Below are 16,276 nucleotides of genomic sequence, written 5' to 3'. Positions count from 1 at the left end.
AACCGTACGCAACGTCCGCTGCGGGCGGCCCCGCCAACCGGGGCATGCCCGCGGCCGATATCCGCTAGCGCCGTTCACAGATGAGTGAGGCGCAGGAGAAGAGTCATGAGCCAGCAAGTCGATAACATCAAACCCAGCTATCCGCTGTTCCGCGACGAAGAATACAAGGACATGCTTGCCCGCAAGCGCGATGACTTCGAGGAGAAGCATCCGCAGGACAAGATCGACGAAGTCTTCCAGTGGACCACCACCCAGGAATACCAGGAGCTGAACTTTGCGCGCGAAGCGCTGACCGTCAACCCGGCCAAGGCCTGCCAGCCGCTGGGCGCGGTGCTCTGCTCGCTGGGCTTCGAAAAAACCATGCCCTACGTGCACGGCTCGCAGGGCTGCGTCGCCTACTTCCGCACCTACTTCAACCGCCACTTCCGCGAGCCGGTGTCCTGCGTATCCGACTCGATGACCGAAGACGCGGCGGTGTTCGGCGGCCAGCAGAACATGAAGGACGGTCTGCAGAACTGCAAGGCGACCTATAAGCCCGACATGATCGCCGTGTCCACCACCTGCATGGCCGAAGTCATCGGCGACGACCTCAACGCCTTCATCAACAACTCGAAGAAGGAAGGGTTCATCGAGCAGGACTACCCTGTTCCGTACGCCCACACCCCGAGCTTCGTCGGCAGCCATGTGACCGGCTGGGACAACATGTTCGAGGGCATCGCCCGCTACTTCACCCTGAACTACATGGAAGACAAGGTCGTTGGCAGCAACGGCAAGGTCAACATCGTTCCGGGCTTCGAGACCTACCTGGGCAACTTCCGCGTCATCAAGCGCATGCTCAAGGAAATGGACGTCGACTACAGCTTCCTCTCCGATCCCGAAGAGGTGCTGGATACCCCGGCCGACGGCCAGTTCCGCATGTACGCCGGCGGCACCAGCCAGGCCGAGGTCAAGGACGCGCCGAACGCCACCACCACCCTGCTGCTGCAGCCGTGGCAGCTGGAAAAGACCAAGAAGCTGGTCGAAGGCACCTGGAAGCACGAAGTACCCAAGCTGAGCATCCCGATGGGCCTGGACTGGACCGACGAATTCCTGATGAAGATCAGCGAAATCACCGGTCAGCCGATCCCGGCCAGCCTGGAAAAAGAGCGTGGTCGCCTGGTCGACATGATCACCGACTCCCACACCTGGCTGCACGGCAAGAAGTTTGCCATCTGGGGCGACCCGGACTTCGTCATGGGCCTGGCCAAGTTCCTGCTGGAGCTGGGTTGCGAGCCGACCCACATCCTCTGCAACAACGGCAACAAGCGTTGGAAGAAGGCCATGGATGCGATCCTCGAAGCCTCTCCGTACGGCAAGGACTGCACCGTGTACGTCGGCAAGGACCTCTGGCACCTGCGCTCGCTGGTCTTCACCAACAAGCCGGACTTCATGATCGGCAACAGCTACGGCAAGTTCATCCAGCGCGACACCCTGCACAAGGGCAAGGAATTCGAGGTGCCGCTGATCCGCCTCGGCTTCCCGATCTTCGACCGTCACCACCTGCATCGCCAGACCACCCTGGGCTACGAGGGTGCCATGCAGATGCTGACCACCATCGTCAACTCGGTGCTGGAGCGTCTGGACGAGGAAACCCGTGGCATGCAGACCACCGACTACAACTACGACCTGGTTCGCTAAGGTCGGTTGTCTGTCGACGGCTCTTGTTGATGGCTCTTGTTGATGGTTCCGGCCGGAGCGGCGCAGTCCGCCCCGGCCTTTCCACTGGCGATCCTGCGCGCGGCGGCCCTCGGTCGCTGCGCGTCGCCCGTCAGCCCCTTGCTCCTGGAGAACGTCCCATGCCCAGCGTCATGCTTCGCCACAACGCCAAAGGTCAGCTGACCTTCTACATCGCCAAGAAGGACCAGGAGGAAATCGTCACCGCCCTGGAATTCGACAGCCCCGACCGCTGGGGCGGCGAAGTCACCCTGGCCGATGGCTCCAGCTACTATCTCGAACCGCTTTCGGCACCGCCGAAGCTGCCGATCACCCTGCGCGCCAAGCGAGCCGGCGAGGCCTGAGCCATGGCCACGCCACCGCTGACCAGGCCTGCGCAACTGCCGGGCCACCTGGCCCTGCGCATCGCCCTGGCCGCACGCGAACTCAAGGACGTGGATACCGCACGTCTGCTGCGCGCGCTGCTGGCGGTCACCGGCGAGCCGATCACCGAAGCCCGTCTGAGCAAGCTGCGCATGGCCCGTCTGCGCGCCGCGCTGCTGACCCCGGGGCCGCACGAGGCGGCGCAGCCGGAACTAACCGAGCGTCAGCTGCAGCGCGCGGTCGGCCTGCTCAAGGGCCGCGGCGTGCACATGCCGGAGGAGCCGCTGCCGGTGCCGCAGGCCTATCGCGACGGCGAGCTGGCCGATTCGGTGCGCATCGCCTGCGCCTCCAACAGCGGCGAGCGCCTGGACGGCAGTTTCGGCAGCTGCGCGCGCTTTCTGATCTACCAGATCTCGCCGCGCGAAAGCCGCCTGATCGAACTGCGCGAACCGGGTCCCTGCGGCGAGGACGACGACCGCAATGCCCAGCGCGCCGAACTGCTGCACGACTGCCAGTTGCTCTACACCCTCAGCATCGGCGGCCCGGCGGCGGCCAAGGTGATCCGCGCCGGGGTGCACCCGATCAAGCACGCCACAGCGCTGCCGGCCCGCGAAATCGTCGAGGAGCTGCAGCGCGTGCTGGCGACCACGCCACCGCCCTGGCTGGCCAAGGCCATGGGCGCCGAGCCCGGCCAGCGCGTGCGATTCACTTGTGAAAGTTCCGGATGAGGACACAGCCATGATCAGCCAAGCCGTACTCGACGACGTCATTCGCCAGGCCGAGGAGGGCGTACTCGACGACGCCCTGCTGGCCCGCCTGCGCAGCGCCAACCCCGGGGTGCACTTCACCCTGTGCATGGACGACGACATCATGGTCAACGCCAAGCCCCTGTTCGAGCGCCCGCGCTTCAACCTCTACCTGGTCAACTCTAGCGATCACTGCTCGATACTGAGCAACGACCCCGACGCCGCCTCCGGCATCGTCCTGGCCGAAATCATCCCCGATTGAGGTGCGGCATGCTCGACGATCAAGGCCCGGACCACACCCCCATCGGCGACTGCCATGCCTGCGCCTTCCGCCGCAGCTTGCTGCTGGCCGGCCGCTGCACCCCGGGCGATGCCTGCGTGGCGGTGCAGAGCGGCCGGCAGATCGACCGCTTCTTCCGCAACAACCCGCAGCTGGCCGGGCAGTACCTCGGCGACCCGTTCTGGGAGCGCCGCGCCATCGCCGTGCGCTACGCCCCGGTCGAGGCGCTGACCCCGCTGATCCGCGACAGCGACGAAGTGGTGCGCCGCGCGGTGGCCTACCGGCTGCCGCGCGAGCAGCTCGTCGCCCTGCTGCAGGACGAGGACCGCGAGGTGCGCATCACCGTCGCCGACCGCCTGCCGCTGGAACAGCTCGAACAGATGGCCGACGACCCCGACTACCTGGTGCGTGCCTACGTGGTCCAGCGCATCGCCCCCGGCCGGCTGTTCCGCTTCATCCGCGACGAGGACCGCCAGGTGCGCAAGCTGGTCGCCAAGCGCCTGCCGGAGATGAGCCTCGGCCTGATGGCCCAGGACGCCGAACCGGAAATCCGCCGCATCGTCGCCTCGCGGCTCAAGGGCGAGGACGTGATTGACATGCTCCACGACCCCGACTGGACCGTGCGCCTGGCGGCGGTGGAGAACGCGCCGCTCGATGCCCTGCGCGTGCTGGATGAGCAAGACCCGGAGGTGAGGAGGGCGATTGAGGAGCGGTTGGGGTAGGGCGGTCGGCAGACAAAAGCGGATTTTTTGCTTCGGGGACCGGGACGGCGACGGCTGTCCCGGTTGTTTTTTTTGTGGCGCGCGCGATACCCTCTGTGCTTGTTGGATGCCCCCGCAAGCAAGGGAATTGCAGTCATGGCGTATAAGCTGTCTTCGTATATAAGCTTTGCATGGAAAATTCCAGCGCTCGGCCATGCAGCGTTGATAAGCAGTTCGGAATAGTAAACTCCGCTTTCTCGTCGCTTTTCGCCTTTCCTGGTATTTTCTCGGCTGATTTTTCGTACAGGCTTTAGGGGAGCATCAAGCGAGGGGCGAACGGTATAAGAGATCTCGAGGTTTTCGCCAGGTTCATTTGTCAATGATATTGGTTGTCTGCTGATTAAGTGATGCCAAAAAATATCAAAAAAATCCGGACAACGAATCTGAAAAAAAATTGGCTAAGTGCTGTTGTGCTTATAAGGAAGAGAGGCAAGGAATGGTTAAGTTGGCAGATATTCAGTCTCTAATAGCTGTCGATCGCGATGATTACCAAGCCTGCATTGACTCTATTGAACACACTCAGTGTGTGCGTTCTTTGAAAGCAAATCTGAGGTTTCACCATCTAAGATTTGATGGTAATGGGCGTCCAATGACAAAAGCTCTTGCAGAGCTGCTTTATCAATATATAGTTCATTACTGTATAGCCGCAAAGAATAGGCCGTCCACTCTTACGGCTAAAGAGTCGGCCAGATTCACCAAGGAGGCGCGAAAATTATTTCGCCATCCGGATGTAACCGATGAGAGTCCTGACAAAACGGGCGAGGCCGGAGAAGCTCTACTGTTCTTCTTGATGGAATCTATTGTTCAAGCTCCACAAATTGTTGCAAAGATGGAGCTTAAGACAAATAAGAAGCTTGAGGTTAATGGCTCTGATGGGATACATGCAAAGTGGAATGAGTATGACAAGGTTGTCGATTTCTATTTTGGTGAGTCGAAGCTGTATAGAGAGATCGGCGATGCGCTTACATCAGCGCTTAAAAGTATTGAGAGTTTTCATGCTGATGAGTCCTATAAGCATGAGTTTACAATGATAACAAAGCATTTTAAGTACGCCGACATGGAGGTTCAAGAAGCAGTGGCGGAGCATATTATGCTTGGCGAGCCAGGGCCGGGGGCTAGAGTCAATCACGCCTGTTTGATCGGATATAACTGGAATGCTTACTCAAACGAAAGCTTTAAGTCGAGTCAAGACCTTGCTATGGAGTTTAGGGAGAAATTTGAGAAAGAAGTAGAGAGCATCTCAGTTTTGCTGGAGAAGAAGTTGAATGGTTTTTCGAGAAAATATCTAAGGTTCGATATTTTCTTTATGCCGTTCCCATCGGTCCAAGAGTTTAGAAACGAATTCAATGAGGCCCTAAGCTGATATGGAAATCAAATTAGAAGGGTTTAAATCGGATTTGGATAAGCTGTTTCGGCACAGTATTGATCATTTGATTCCGGCGCGGCGAGGCGCCAGCTCGCTGACTGAAGATGAAGTTAGAAGACTGATAGGTCTGTCATCTATACTATCCATCTCTGACAATCCAGAAGATTTATCGCTCGCATATGAAGTAGTTAGCCGGATTGTTGAAAGCGATTTGCCCCACAAAAAAGCCATTGCTCTGGCTGCCGATATAGTGCTATCAAGAATAGGTAACTTTCCCGGAAGAGCTTTGCTCAGAAAGAGATATCAAGAATTGGATGGTTCCTCTCCAGCTCTTTCCCTTTCTTTGGAGCGATTGGCAAGAGAGGTGGAGAACACCACTGATGAAGGTTTTATATTAACGGATTTTCAGTACAAATTTTACGCATCGCTGGAGTCTCAAAAGTCCTTGAGTATCTCCGCTCCTACTTCGGCAGGAAAGTCATTCATACTGAATCTTGATTTAATAAGGCGCTTAGATGCGGGGGTGGAGAAGAATATTGTTTATGTTGTTCCAACTAGGGCGCTAATATCGGAAGTTTCAGCGAGAGTGCGGTCGGCTATACGGAGTAGAGGGATAGCTGGCGCAGTAGTCAGAACTGCGCCATTTCCAATAAAGGAGAGTCGGAAAGTAGCCAGTGTTATATATGTTCTGACCCCTGAGCGCTTTCTGAGTCTGTTAAAGCCGGAAAACAACAAGAGGCCGATTACATCTATTTTTGTTGATGAGGCTCATGAAATTCAAAAGGGGAGTAGAGGTGTTACGCTTCAAAGCGCAGTCGACCTAGCGTTAACGCTGCACCCTAAAACATCCATTCTCTTCGCGAGTCCGTTAATTAGTAATCCGGGATACTTTCTCAGCCTATTTGGTCGGCAAGATGAGGGGGTGTTTTTTACAGAGACAATCTCCCCTGTATCACAAAATCTTCTTCTTATATCGGAAGTTCCAGGGCGGTCTAAGTTAATTAACGCCTCCCTTGTGGCGGCAAACCAGAACATAGATCTTGGGAATGCACCTATTGGCTTCAGTTTTAGGGGTTCCAAGGTAAAACAACGGGCGAATCTTGCTAATGAAATCACCTTCAGTGGCGAGTCAACTATTGTTTTTGCAAATGGGCCTGGAGAGGCTGAAAGCGTTGCAGGTGAGCTTTTAAAGATAGGAAGAGAATTTACTGTATCCGATGAGGTTAAAGATTTTATTCAATTCATTAAGGCGGAAATTCACCCTGATTACCCTCTGGTAGAGACGTTAGAGCGCGGAATAGCCTTCCACTATGGGGATATGCCATCCATTGTTAGAGCAGGTGTTGAAGATCTGTTTAAAAGTGGGGAGGTAAGATTTTTGTGCTGTACCAGCACTCTATTGCAAGGGGTTAACCTGCCCGCAAAGCACATCGTCATAGAAAACCCGCACAGCGGAAACTCACCTATGTCACGGTCAGACTTCTTGAACCTTTCCGGGCGTGCCGGCAGGCTTCTTCATGAGTTTCACGGAAATATTTGGTGCGTACGGCCAAGTGATTGGAAAGAAGAGTCATATGTAGGAGATAATCTTCAGGAAATAAAGGCCTCAATGGAAAGGCTAATGGATGATGGTGGCTCACTAATATTTGATCTTATAAAAGGGAATGTAAGCATTGAAGACAAAGATCTCGCGGAAGCTGGATTTAGTCGGCTGTACCAAGAGACAGTCACGCTTGGGGATGGCCAAGTTCTATCGAGATATGAAACAAAGGAAAATCTTGAAGTCCTGGTGGATAATCTCAGCCACATAAAGAACTTGAAAATTACGCTGCCTGATGAAATTCTAAAATCCCATAGCAGCTTAAGGCCAGATCACCTTCAGAAGCTTTATGAGTGCCTATGTAGCATGGTGCATACAGAGGTGCTCTCACTCATCAGTCCATTTCAGCAGGGCGGATACCATCGGATGGTAAGCGCTATAAATTTGATTTCAGAAGTTTTTGAATGGGCAGAAAACCCAAAATTCAGAAAGTGGGTGGGGTTCCTGGCGCATCAATGGATCACCGGAGAGTCAATAAGTACTCTGATTAGGGAGCGGGTTAATTATAAGGAGAAAGGTGGCGGAAATATAAGTATCTCGCTGGTAATAAGGGAACTGCTAAAGGTAATAGAGTCCGAGATACGATTTAAGATGGTGAAATATTTTAGTGCTTATGAGGATATTATAAGGTACTGTCTCGTCACTAAAGGATTCAGTGATGATGATGCGAAACAGGCGCAATATCATACATTCTTGGAGTTTGGGGCATGCTCTGCGGTAGAGCTTAGTTTGATGTCTCTTGGGTTTTCTAGATTCACCGCTCTTAAGCTTAAAAATGCTGTTGATTGGAGTGGGGCGGTAGAAATAGAAGACTACCTGAAGGTGTTGAATGAAACGGAGGTCTCAAGGCTTAAAATGCCAAGGGTCTGCCTGAAAGAAATAAAAGATATTCTCGGTTGGCAGTAATTGAGAATATTTGGGGTGAAAGGGGGCGATTTATTCTTTCGAGCTGCGGCTACCGGAGGCCTGCTCGACATAGTCCGCTTAGCCATGGTTCCCGTGCGCCAAGCTATTGTCCTGCCTGCGGTAGATCAGCAACGCCCACAGCCAGATTCCCAGTTCGACTGCGAAGGACCAGTGCAGGATGAAGTTCAGCCACCAAGGCTTGAATACGGCCGGCACGCTGAACAGGGCAAAGGGCTGGTCGACGAGGGGCGCCAGCCACCAGATGTCGCCGACGAAACTGTCCAGCAGCAGATGGAGGATGCCGCCCAGGCTGAACACCAGGGCGGCAGGAGCGCGTCGTGAGGTCGGCGCCAGCCGCTGCCAGATCGTGCAGGCGAGCGCCAGGCCGAACCAGAGAATGGGCCAGTGCACGAAATAGCGGTGGTGATGGGTCTGCCGGTTGTCCACCAAATAGAAGTAGAGCATGTCGAAGTCGGGCGCCACGGCACCAAGGATTCCGGCCAGCATGAGTGTTCGCGCCTGGACGGGAAGCTGCCCGGCGCGTTTCAACAGCAGCGAGGCCAGGATGTAGCCGGAGGGCAGGTGGGCAATGAACATGGAAGTGGCTCCAGAGGAAGCAATCCGTGCTGCTGAAGCAGCCAGCTGAAACGCAAGACTGCCACCCGGAAATGTCTTCTGCTACAGCTCTTGCCACACTCCTGGTGAATCGCGCACTTCTGCATGCAGAGGAGGTAAGCGATGACAACCAAAGACCTTGCCGAGCGGCCGGGAATGGGTACATCAGGAGCGCCCGATGAACAACGGCCAGCAGCGGATGGCTGTGAAGTCCGCGGTGATGCACGGCCCCGGCGTTTCAAATCCCGTCTAGGCTCTTCCATGCTTGTCGTTCATCAAGCTCGAGGAGGGCATATCCATGGCACTGCGCATCAACGACCTCGTTCCCAACTTCACGGCCGATACCGACCAGGGGCCCATCACCTTCCACGACTGGATCGGTTCCGACTGGGCCATCCTTTTTTCCCACCCGAAGGACTTCACCCCGGTGTGCACCACCGAGTTCGGCGCCGTCGCGCAACTGGTCGATGAGTGGGCGAAGCGTGGCACCAAGGTGATTGGCGTGTCGGTGGATGGTGTGGAAGCGCACAAGAAGTGGAAAGGCGATATCGAAGGCTTCTGCGGCACCAAGGCGGCCTTCCCGATCATTGCGGACGAAGGGTTGGCCGTCTCCAAGGCGTTCGACATGCTGCCTGCCGAGGCCTACTTGCCCGATGGCCGTACCGCCGCCGAAACAGCCACCGTGCGCTCCGTGTTCATCATCGGCCCGGACAAGAAGCTCAAGCTGTCCATGACCTATCCGATGTCCGTGGGGCGCAACTTTGCCGAAGTGCTGCGTGCCCTGGACGCCCTGCAGCTGACCTACGAGGTGCCGCTGGCCACCCCCGCTGACTGGACGGTGGGCCAAGACGTGATCGTCGCACTATCGCTCAACGACGATCAGGCCCGCGAGAAGTACGGCAGCATCGACATCAAGCTGCCCTACCTGCGCACAACCCACGCGCCGAAGTAAGGCAACAGAAAAACGCCTGGGCTATCCGCTCAGCCGCAGGCGTTTTTCTCCGTCGCAGACGCCGGGCCTATTGGCTGAGTGACGGCATGCATCTGCGTGACTTGCGAGGACGGAGAGATTGGTCCGGCTGAATCCTCTCCGCGCCGTCCCCGCCACCCGGTTGTCGCAAACCCGACATCCCGGCGCCTTTGCGACAACGCATCTTCAGTAAAAATCCTTTTAAATCAATTGCCTGTGCTCTGGTGCAGCCCTTGCAACACCCCTCGCGAATGCCGCACCGACGCATCCAGAGGGGTAAGCGATGAAAGCCAAGGACATTGCCGAGCTGCTCGACGAGCCTTCCTGCGAGCACAACAAGAAGGAGAAGTCCGGCTGCGCCAAGCCCAAGCCGGGCGCCACCGACGGTGGCTGTGCCTTCGACGGTGCGCAGATCGCCCTGCTGCCGATCGCCGACGTGGCGCACATCGTCCACGGGCCGATTGCCTGTGCCGGCAGCTCCTGGGACAACCGCGGCACCCGCTCCAGCGGCCCTGACCTGTACCGCATCGGCATGACCACCGACCTCACCGAGCAGGACGTGATCATGGGCCGCGCCGAGAAGCGTCTGTTCCATGCCATCCGCCAGGCGGTGGAGACTTACGCGCCGCCGGCGGTGTTCGTCTACAACACCTGCGTGCCGGCGCTGATCGGCGACGACATCGACGCGATCTGCAAGGCCGCCAGCGAGCACTTCCATACCCCGGTGGTGCCGGTGGATTCGGCCGGTTTCTACGGCACCAAGAACCTCGGCAACCGCATTGCCGGCGAGGCCATGCTCAAGTACGTGATCGGCACTCGCCAGCCTGATCCCCTGCCGGCCGGCAGCGAACGCCCCGGCATCCGCGTCCACGACGTCAACCTGGTCGGCGAGTACAACATCGCCGGCGAGTTCTGGCACGTGCTGCCGCTGCTCGACGAGCTGGGAATCCGCGTGCTGTGCACCCTGTCCGGCGATGCGCGCTTTCGCGAGGTGCAGAGCATGCACGCCGCCGAGGTGAACATGATGGTCTGCTCCAAGGCCATGCTCAACGTCGCCCGCAAGCTGCAGGAGCGCTACGGCACGCCCTGGTTCGAGGGCAGCTTCTACGGCATCACCGATACCTCGCAGGCGCTGCGCGATTTCGCCCGGCTGATCGGCGATGACGATCTGAGCGCGCGTACCGAGGCGCTGATCGAGCGCGAGGAGGCGAAGATCCGCGCCGCCCTGGAGCCCTGGCGCGCGCGGCTGGCCGGCAAGCGCGTGCTGCTCTACACCGGCGGGGTGAAGTCCTGGTCGGTGATCTCCGCGCTGCAGGACCTGGGCATGAAGGTGGTCGCCACCGGCACCAAGAAGTCCACCGAGGAGGACAAGGCGCGCATCCGCGAGCTGATGGGCGACGACGTGAAGATGCTCGACGAGGGCAACCCGCGCGCGCTGCTGAAGACGGTGGAGGAGTACCGCGCCGACATCCTCATCGCCGGCGGTCGCAACATGTACACCGCGCTCAAGGGGCGCATCCCGTTCCTCGACATCAACCAGGAACGCGAATTCGGCTACGCCGGCTACGACGGCATGCTCGAGCTGGTGCGCCAGCTGTGCCTGACTCTGGAAAGCCCGGTGTGGGATTCCGTGCGCCGCCCGGCTCCCTGGGCCGGCGCCACTGTCGCCAACGGCTGAGGAGCATCGCCATGGCCGAGATCGTCAACCGCAACAAAGCCCTGGCCGTCAGCCCGCTGAAGGCCAGCCAGACCATGGGCGGCGCCCTGGCCATCCTCGGCATGGCGCGCAGCATGCCGCTGCTGCACGGCTCGGCGGGCTGCACCGCGTTCGCCAAGGTGTTCTTCGTGCGCCACTTCCGCGAGCCGGTGCCGCTGCAGACCACGGCGATGGACCAGGTCAGCTCGGTGATGGGCGCCGACGACAACGTCGTCGAGGCGCTGCGGGTGATCTGCGAGAAGCAGAAGCCGGCGGTGATCGGCCTGCTGACCACCGCGCTGGCGGAAACCCAGGGCTGCGATCTGCACAGCGCGCTGCACCAGTTCCGCAGCGAGTTTCCCGAGTACCGGGACGTGGCGGTGATCCCGGTGAACACCCCGGACTTCGCCGGCAGTTTCGAGAGCGGCTTCGCCGCCACGGTCAAGGCGCTCATCGAGACCCTGGTGCCGGAGCGCCGCGACCAGGTCGGCCAGCGGCTGCGCCAGGTCAACGTGCTGTGCTCGGCCAACCTGACGCCGGGGGATCTCGAGTTCATCGCCGAGAGCATCGAGAGCTTCGGCCTGCGCTCGCTGCTGATTCCGGATCTGTCCGCCTCGCTCGACGGCCACCTCGACGAGGCGGCCTTCAACCCGCTGACCACCGGCGGACTGGCGGTGGACGAGCTGGCCAGCGCGGGGCAGAGCATCGCCACCCTGGTGGTCGGGCAGAGCCTGGACGCCGCTGCCGATGCCCTGGCGGCGCGCACCGGCGTGCCGGAGCGCCGCTTCGGTTTGCTGCTCGGCCTGGAGGCGGTGGACGCCTGGCTGCTGGCGCTGGCCGAGATCAGCGGCAACCCGGTGCCCGAGCGCTGGCAGCGCCAGCGCCGCCAGCTGCAGGACACCATGCTGGATACCCACTTCATGCTCGGCGACGCGCGGGTGGCGATGGCCGCCGACCCCGACCTGCTGCTCGGCTTCGACGCCCTGCTGCGCGGCATGGGCGCGCGCACCGTGGCGGCGGTGGTGCCGGCCCGCGCGCCGGCGCTGGCCGCCTCGCCGCTGGCCGTCATCCAGGTCGGCGATCTGGAGGACCTCGAGCACGGCGCCGCGGAACACGCCGCCCAGCTGATCCTCGGCAACAGCCATGCGCTGGCCGTCGCCCAGCGCCTCGGCGTGCCGCTGCTGCGCATGGGCTTTCCGCAGTACGACCTGCTCGGCGGCTTCCAGCGTTGCTGGATCGGCTATCGCGGCACCTCGCAGGCGCTGTTCGACCTCGCCAACCTGCTGGTCGAGCACCACCAGGGGATCGCCCCGTATCACTCGATCTACGCGCAGAAACCCGCCAGCGAACAGCCGCCCAGGAGGCACTGAGCCATGTCCAGCCCGACCCGACAACTGCAGATTCTCGACGGCGAGGACGACGGCACCCTGCTCAAGGTGGCCTTCGCTTCCGCCGACCGCGAGACGGTGGACCAGCACTTCGGTTCGTCGCGCTCCTTCGTCATCTACGGCGTCAACCCGCAGCAGGCCCGGCTGCTCTCGGTGGCCGAGTTCGGCGACCTCGACCAGGACGGCAACGAGGACAAGCTGGTCAGCAAGCTCGAGCTGCTCGACGGCTGCATCGCGGTGTACTGCCGCGCCTGCGGCGCCTCGGCGGTGCGCCAGTTGCTGGCCGTCGGCGTGCAGCCGGTCAAGGTCGCCGAGGCGGCGCGCATCGATGAGCTGATCGAGAGCCTGCAGGCCGAGCTGCGCGACGGACCCTCGACCTGGCTGGCCAAGGCCATCCAGCGCACCCGGGGCGGCGACAGCCGGCGTTTCGACGCCATGGCGGCCGAAGCCTGGGACGAGTAGGACACGCATTTTCACGAGGAAGCGCACATGTACGAAGCAGACGAGCAACAAGCGGTGGTACTGGACGGCGATCCCGCCCTGCAGCAGCCGATCATCCGGCAGATGGTGGTGCAGCTGCGCTCCATGGACAGCTACGGCACCTACGACACCTGGAGCGACGCCCGCGTGCTCGATCCGCTGGTGCTGACCAAGGCGCGCCGCCGGGCCATTCCGGTGGTGGGCGACCCCGACGAAACCACCCTGTCGCGGGTCAAGGCCTACTACAACGCCCTGGCGCAGATGATCGAGCGCGAGACCGGGCTGCTCGCCGTGCCGATGATCAACATCAGCCACGAGGGCTTCGGTCGCGCGCTGATCCTGGTCGGCAAGCTGGTGGCGCTGGACAAGACCCTGCGCGATGTCCACCGCTTCGGCTTCGACTCGCTGGACGCGCTGGTCGCCGAGGCGGAAAAGCAGCTGGCCAAGGCGGCCGGCCTGGTCGCTGCGCACCGCGCGGTGGCGGAACTCTGAAACCGGGAGACGAGCATGAGCGAGGACGATCTCAAGGCCCTGCAGAAGGACGTCAGCCAGAAGAAGCGCATCGCCACCGAGTGGGCATCGCAGATCCACGACCTGGTCGAGGATCGCCTGCTCATCGACTACGCCACGCTGCCCGAGCTGGCCCAGCGCACCCATCAGGCCTGCCTGGACTGGGCGGCGGCCAAGGCGCGGCTGGATCAGGCCAGCGCCGGTTGATGGGCGAGTCGCGGAGCACAGGCGCCCCTCTCGGGGCGCCCCGCCGGGCAAGCGCATGAGTGGCTTCCGAGCCTGGTCAATCCGCTGTAGGGGCGAATTCATTCGCCGAAACACCCCGCCAAGGCGAATGAATTCGCCCCTACAGACCGGCATGCGATTGCCCTGAGGCGATCCGGCACTGGCCCACAAGGCCCGCGCCGTTCTATTCGGGGCCTGCCGAGCAGCCCCATTTCGTGTCTTGCCGCTCCGGCGGCAGCGCACCCCGCCGCGCCCGGCCCACAAGGCTGCGCGGCACCCCGACCCCGTGGCCGGGCATATAACGACAGGCAGGCCAGCCCTGCCGACAACCGTTGATCTGCGCCACGCGAGGTGGCGGGCAGGAGATTGAACATGGCTGAGGCAATGATTACCGGACGTACCCGCGGCGGCGCCGAATGGGTTCCTGAGTTCGTCACCGCGCTGGATGCGCAGAAGTGCATCGGTTGCGGGCGCTGCTACAAGGTCTGCCCGCGCGACGTGTTCACGCTGGTCGAGCGCTCCGAGATGGTCGAGGACGCCGACGACTTCGATGACGACGACGAAATGATGGTGATGACCGTCCAGAACGGCCTCGACTGCATCGGCTGCAAGGCCTGCGCGGCGGTCTGTCCCAAGCAATGCCATACCCACGAAGCGGCTGCGGCCTGAGGAGAACGATCATGGCCAAACCCGAATTCCACATCTTCCTCTGCGGCCAGCGGCGTCCCGAGGGCCATCCGCGCGGCAGCTGCGGCGCCAAGGGCAGCGAGGCGCTGTACAACGCCTTCGCCCAGGTGCTGATCAAGCACAACCTCAACAACCGCATCGCGCTGACCACCACCGGCTGCATCGGCCCGTGCCAGGCCGGCGCCAACGTGCTGATCTACCCGGGTTCGATCATGTACAGCTGGGTCGAGCCGGAGGACGCGGCGCGCATCGTCGAGCAGCATCTGCTCGGCGGCGAGCCGTACGCCGACAAGCTCACCCCGGCGGAAATCTGGTGACGGCGATGGCCGAGGTGCTGCTGTTCGCCGGCGAGCGCGCGTTCTTCTCCGAACGCACGCCGCACAAGCTGCGCTACCTGCTCAACCACGCGCTCTGTGCGGCTACCCCCGACGGGGTCGAGGCGCTGCTGCTCGAGGCGCGGCGGCGTTGGCCGGAGGAGCCGGACGCGCACATCGGCCTGTACAAGTTCTACTTCGTCAGGGCCCGCTACCAGGACGCGGAGGCGGCAGTCTGGGCCGCCCTGCGCGCCGCTGCCGGCGTTGCCGGCTTCGACCGCAACTACCGGCGCCTGCATCCCGGTAGTGCCGACTGGTCGCGCCGCCAGGGCGGCGAGCGCCTGTACCTGTTCAGCCTCAAGGCGCTGGGGGTGATCCGCCTGCGCCGCGCCAGGGTGGCGCTGGCCCGCTGCGTGCTGGAAAAACTGCTGGAGCTCGACCCGGTCGACGAGATCGGTGGCGGCGCCTTCCTGCAGATTGCCCGTTCCTTCAGCGAGGATGACGAATGACGATCCTGTCTCTGGAACAGCGCCTGCAGGCGGTCCAGCCCCTGTTCGCGGAAGTCTGGCAGGCGCTGGCGGCCAGCCTGCAGGCGGCCGGCGTCGAGCAGGGCGTGGCGGTGGCCGGTACGCCCCATAGCCGTGCCGAGCTGCGCGAGGACTCCTACGCGCGCAGCCACAGCCTGTATGCCGAGTGGCGTACGCCGGGCGGCGCCTACCAGGGCAGCATCCTGGTGCACGGCGATGGCCTGGCCTTCGCCGAATTCGACGTGCTGCTGGCGCATCCGCGCAAGGCGAACTGGGTGATCGAGGCCGCCACTGCCTGGGGGCGCAGTGGGGCGGTGAAGAGCGAACTGCGTCTGCTGCCGGCGCTCGGCGCATGAACGGGCTGTATGACTGGCTGCTCGCCAGTGCGGCCGGAGCCGAGCCGGTCGAGCGCCTGCAACTCGGCCTGAGCTGGACGCTGGCCGAAGTGGACGAGCGCCTCGGTTTCTCCTTCAGTCCGCGTCAGGTGCCGCGCACCCTGAGCTGGGCGGGCACCCTTGCCGGGCGTCCCGGCGCGGAGCTGCGGCCGTGGCTGCTGTCGTGGAACGGCGCCGAAGCGGCGGTCGGGCTGGCCGTGCTGAATGCCAGCCTCAACGGCGCTGGCTCCTGTCTGCGCGATGCCCAGCCGCTGCGCGGCGAGGCGCCCGGCCATCTGCGCGTGTTCGCGCATTTTCGCCCGCAGCTGGCCGGGCAGCGGGTGGTGGTGATCGGCCACTATCCGGGGCTCGAGCGCCTCTGGCACGATTTCCCCTACCAGTGCCTGGAGCGCAACCCGCAGGACGGCGACCTGCCGGACAGCGCCGCCGAGTTCGTCCTGCCGCAGGCCGACTGGGTGTTCGTCACCGCCAGCAGCCTGGCCAACAAGACCCTGCCGCGCCTGCTCGAACTGTCCCGCCAGGCCCGCGTGGTGCTGATGGGGCCGAGCCTACCGTGGCTCGCCGACTGGCGGGCGTTCGGCGTCGACTACCTGGCCGGGGTGCGGGTGCTGGATGCGCCGGCCGCGCGCCAGGTGGTGGCCGAGGGCGGCGGTACCCGGCTGTTCGCCGGGCCGGTGGAGTACGCGCTGCTGGCGCTGGACTGAGCATGCGCTCGGCCTGGCCTGGCGTGGTAA

19 protein-coding genes are annotated in these 16,276 nt (G+C 61.6%); 18 read left to right on the top strand and 1 reads right to left on the bottom strand.

Going from position 1 to position 16,276, the window contains the following annotated elements; genetic code table 11:
• The first annotated feature begins 105 nt into the window (after positions 1-105).
• The 7 genes from nifK (at position 106) to BMZ19_RS18490 (ending at position 7,735) form a co-directional block, all read left to right on the top strand.
• Complete coding sequence (nifK, locus tag BMZ19_RS18520) at positions 106-1,677, top strand: nitrogenase molybdenum-iron protein subunit beta (protein WP_090313067.1); 1,572 nt, start codon at positions 106-108, stop codon at positions 1,675-1,677.
• Between the two features lie 158 nt (positions 1,678-1,835).
• Entirely contained in the window at positions 1,836-2,057 is a 222-nt protein-coding gene (nifT, locus tag BMZ19_RS18515) for a putative nitrogen fixation protein NifT (protein WP_090313066.1), read from the top strand.
• A 3-nt stretch (positions 2,058-2,060) separates the two neighbouring features.
• Positions 2,061-2,804 (top strand): dinitrogenase iron-molybdenum cofactor biosynthesis protein, encoded by a 744-nt coding sequence (locus BMZ19_RS18510; RefSeq protein ID WP_090313065.1) that lies wholly within the window; start codon positions 2,061-2,063, stop codon positions 2,802-2,804.
• Positions 2,805-2,814: 10 nt separating this feature from the next.
• The gene (locus tag BMZ19_RS18505; protein ID WP_090313064.1) at positions 2,815-3,084 is read left to right on the top strand and encodes a DUF6129 family protein; all 270 of its coding nucleotides are present in this window, start codon (positions 2,815-2,817) and stop codon (positions 3,082-3,084) included.
• Between the two features lie 8 nt (positions 3,085-3,092).
• Complete coding sequence (locus tag BMZ19_RS18500) at positions 3,093-3,824, top strand: 4Fe4S-binding leucine-rich repeat protein (RefSeq protein ID WP_090313063.1); 732 nt, start codon at positions 3,093-3,095, stop codon at positions 3,822-3,824.
• A 475-nt stretch (positions 3,825-4,299) separates the two neighbouring features.
• Positions 4,300-5,226 (top strand): HamA C-terminal domain-containing protein, encoded by a 927-nt coding sequence (locus BMZ19_RS18495; protein ID WP_090313062.1) that lies wholly within the window; start codon positions 4,300-4,302, stop codon positions 5,224-5,226.
• A 1-nt stretch (position 5,227) separates the two neighbouring features.
• On the top strand, positions 5,228-7,735 hold the full coding sequence (locus tag BMZ19_RS18490) for a DEAD/DEAH box helicase (protein WP_090313061.1): 2,508 nt from the start codon (positions 5,228-5,230) through the stop codon (positions 7,733-7,735).
• 78 nt (positions 7,736-7,813) lie between these two features.
• Here the strand turns inward: BMZ19_RS18490 and BMZ19_RS18485 are convergent, their stop codons facing one another.
• Entirely contained in the window at positions 7,814-8,332 is a 519-nt protein-coding gene (locus BMZ19_RS18485; RefSeq protein ID WP_090313060.1) for a metal-dependent hydrolase, read from the bottom strand.
• Between the two features lie 316 nt (positions 8,333-8,648).
• Between BMZ19_RS18485 and BMZ19_RS18480 the strand changes: the two genes are divergently transcribed.
• From BMZ19_RS18480 to BMZ19_RS18430, 11 genes are all read left to right on the top strand, one after another.
• Positions 8,649-9,302: a peroxiredoxin gene (locus tag BMZ19_RS18480; RefSeq protein WP_090313059.1), complete on the top strand. Its 654-nt coding sequence runs from the start codon at positions 8,649-8,651 to the stop codon at positions 9,300-9,302.
• 301 nt (positions 9,303-9,603) lie between these two features.
• Positions 9,604-10,998, top strand: coding sequence for a nitrogenase iron-molybdenum cofactor biosynthesis protein NifE (nifE, locus tag BMZ19_RS18475; RefSeq protein WP_090313058.1), 1,395 nt, complete (start codon positions 9,604-9,606; stop codon positions 10,996-10,998).
• A gap of 11 nt (positions 10,999-11,009) precedes the next feature.
• A complete protein-coding gene (gene nifN, locus BMZ19_RS18470) occupies positions 11,010-12,386 on the top strand; it encodes a nitrogenase iron-molybdenum cofactor biosynthesis protein NifN (RefSeq protein ID WP_090313057.1) in 1,377 nt (458 codons plus the stop codon).
• A 3-nt stretch (positions 12,387-12,389) separates the two neighbouring features.
• Positions 12,390-12,866: a NifB/NifX family molybdenum-iron cluster-binding protein gene (locus tag BMZ19_RS18465; protein ID WP_090313056.1), complete on the top strand. Its 477-nt coding sequence runs from the start codon at positions 12,390-12,392 to the stop codon at positions 12,864-12,866.
• A 27-nt stretch (positions 12,867-12,893) separates the two neighbouring features.
• Positions 12,894-13,376 carry a NifX-associated nitrogen fixation protein gene (locus BMZ19_RS18460; RefSeq protein ID WP_090313055.1) on the top strand — a complete coding sequence of 161 codons (483 nt, stop codon included), beginning with the start codon at positions 12,894-12,896 and terminating at the stop codon, positions 13,374-13,376.
• A 15-nt stretch (positions 13,377-13,391) separates the two neighbouring features.
• Positions 13,392-13,601 (top strand): CCE_0567 family metalloprotein, encoded by a 210-nt coding sequence (locus BMZ19_RS18455; protein WP_090313054.1) that lies wholly within the window; start codon positions 13,392-13,394, stop codon positions 13,599-13,601.
• Positions 13,602-13,991: 390 nt separating this feature from the next.
• Complete coding sequence (gene fdxB, locus BMZ19_RS18450; protein WP_090313053.1) at positions 13,992-14,288, top strand: ferredoxin III, nif-specific; 297 nt, start codon at positions 13,992-13,994, stop codon at positions 14,286-14,288.
• A gap of 11 nt (positions 14,289-14,299) precedes the next feature.
• Positions 14,300-14,623, top strand: a complete 324-nt coding sequence (locus BMZ19_RS18445; RefSeq protein WP_090313052.1) for a 2Fe-2S ferredoxin — start codon at positions 14,300-14,302, stop codon at positions 14,621-14,623.
• Between the two features lie 5 nt (positions 14,624-14,628).
• Positions 14,629-15,129 carry a hypothetical protein gene (locus tag BMZ19_RS18440; protein ID WP_090313051.1) on the top strand — a complete coding sequence of 167 codons (501 nt, stop codon included), beginning with the start codon at positions 14,629-14,631 and terminating at the stop codon, positions 15,127-15,129.
• Positions 15,126-15,503 carry a hypothetical protein gene (locus BMZ19_RS18435; protein WP_090313050.1) on the top strand — a complete coding sequence of 126 codons (378 nt, stop codon included), beginning with the start codon at positions 15,126-15,128 and terminating at the stop codon, positions 15,501-15,503. Before BMZ19_RS18440 ends, BMZ19_RS18435 begins: the two co-directional genes overlap by 4 nt.
• On the top strand, positions 15,500-16,246 hold the full coding sequence (locus BMZ19_RS18430) for a DUF364 domain-containing protein (protein WP_170847808.1): 747 nt from the start codon (positions 15,500-15,502) through the stop codon (positions 16,244-16,246). The genes BMZ19_RS18435 and BMZ19_RS18430 overlap by 4 nt, the downstream gene beginning before the upstream one ends.
• Positions 16,247-16,276: the final 30 nt, after the last annotated feature.

This window comes from Pseudomonas linyingensis (assembly GCF_900109175.1).
GTDB lineage: Bacteria > Pseudomonadota > Gammaproteobacteria > Pseudomonadales > Pseudomonadaceae > Geopseudomonas > Geopseudomonas linyingensis.
The sequence above is the reverse complement of the archived record's forward strand: the minus strand, read 5'-3'. Positions and strand labels throughout refer to the sequence as shown.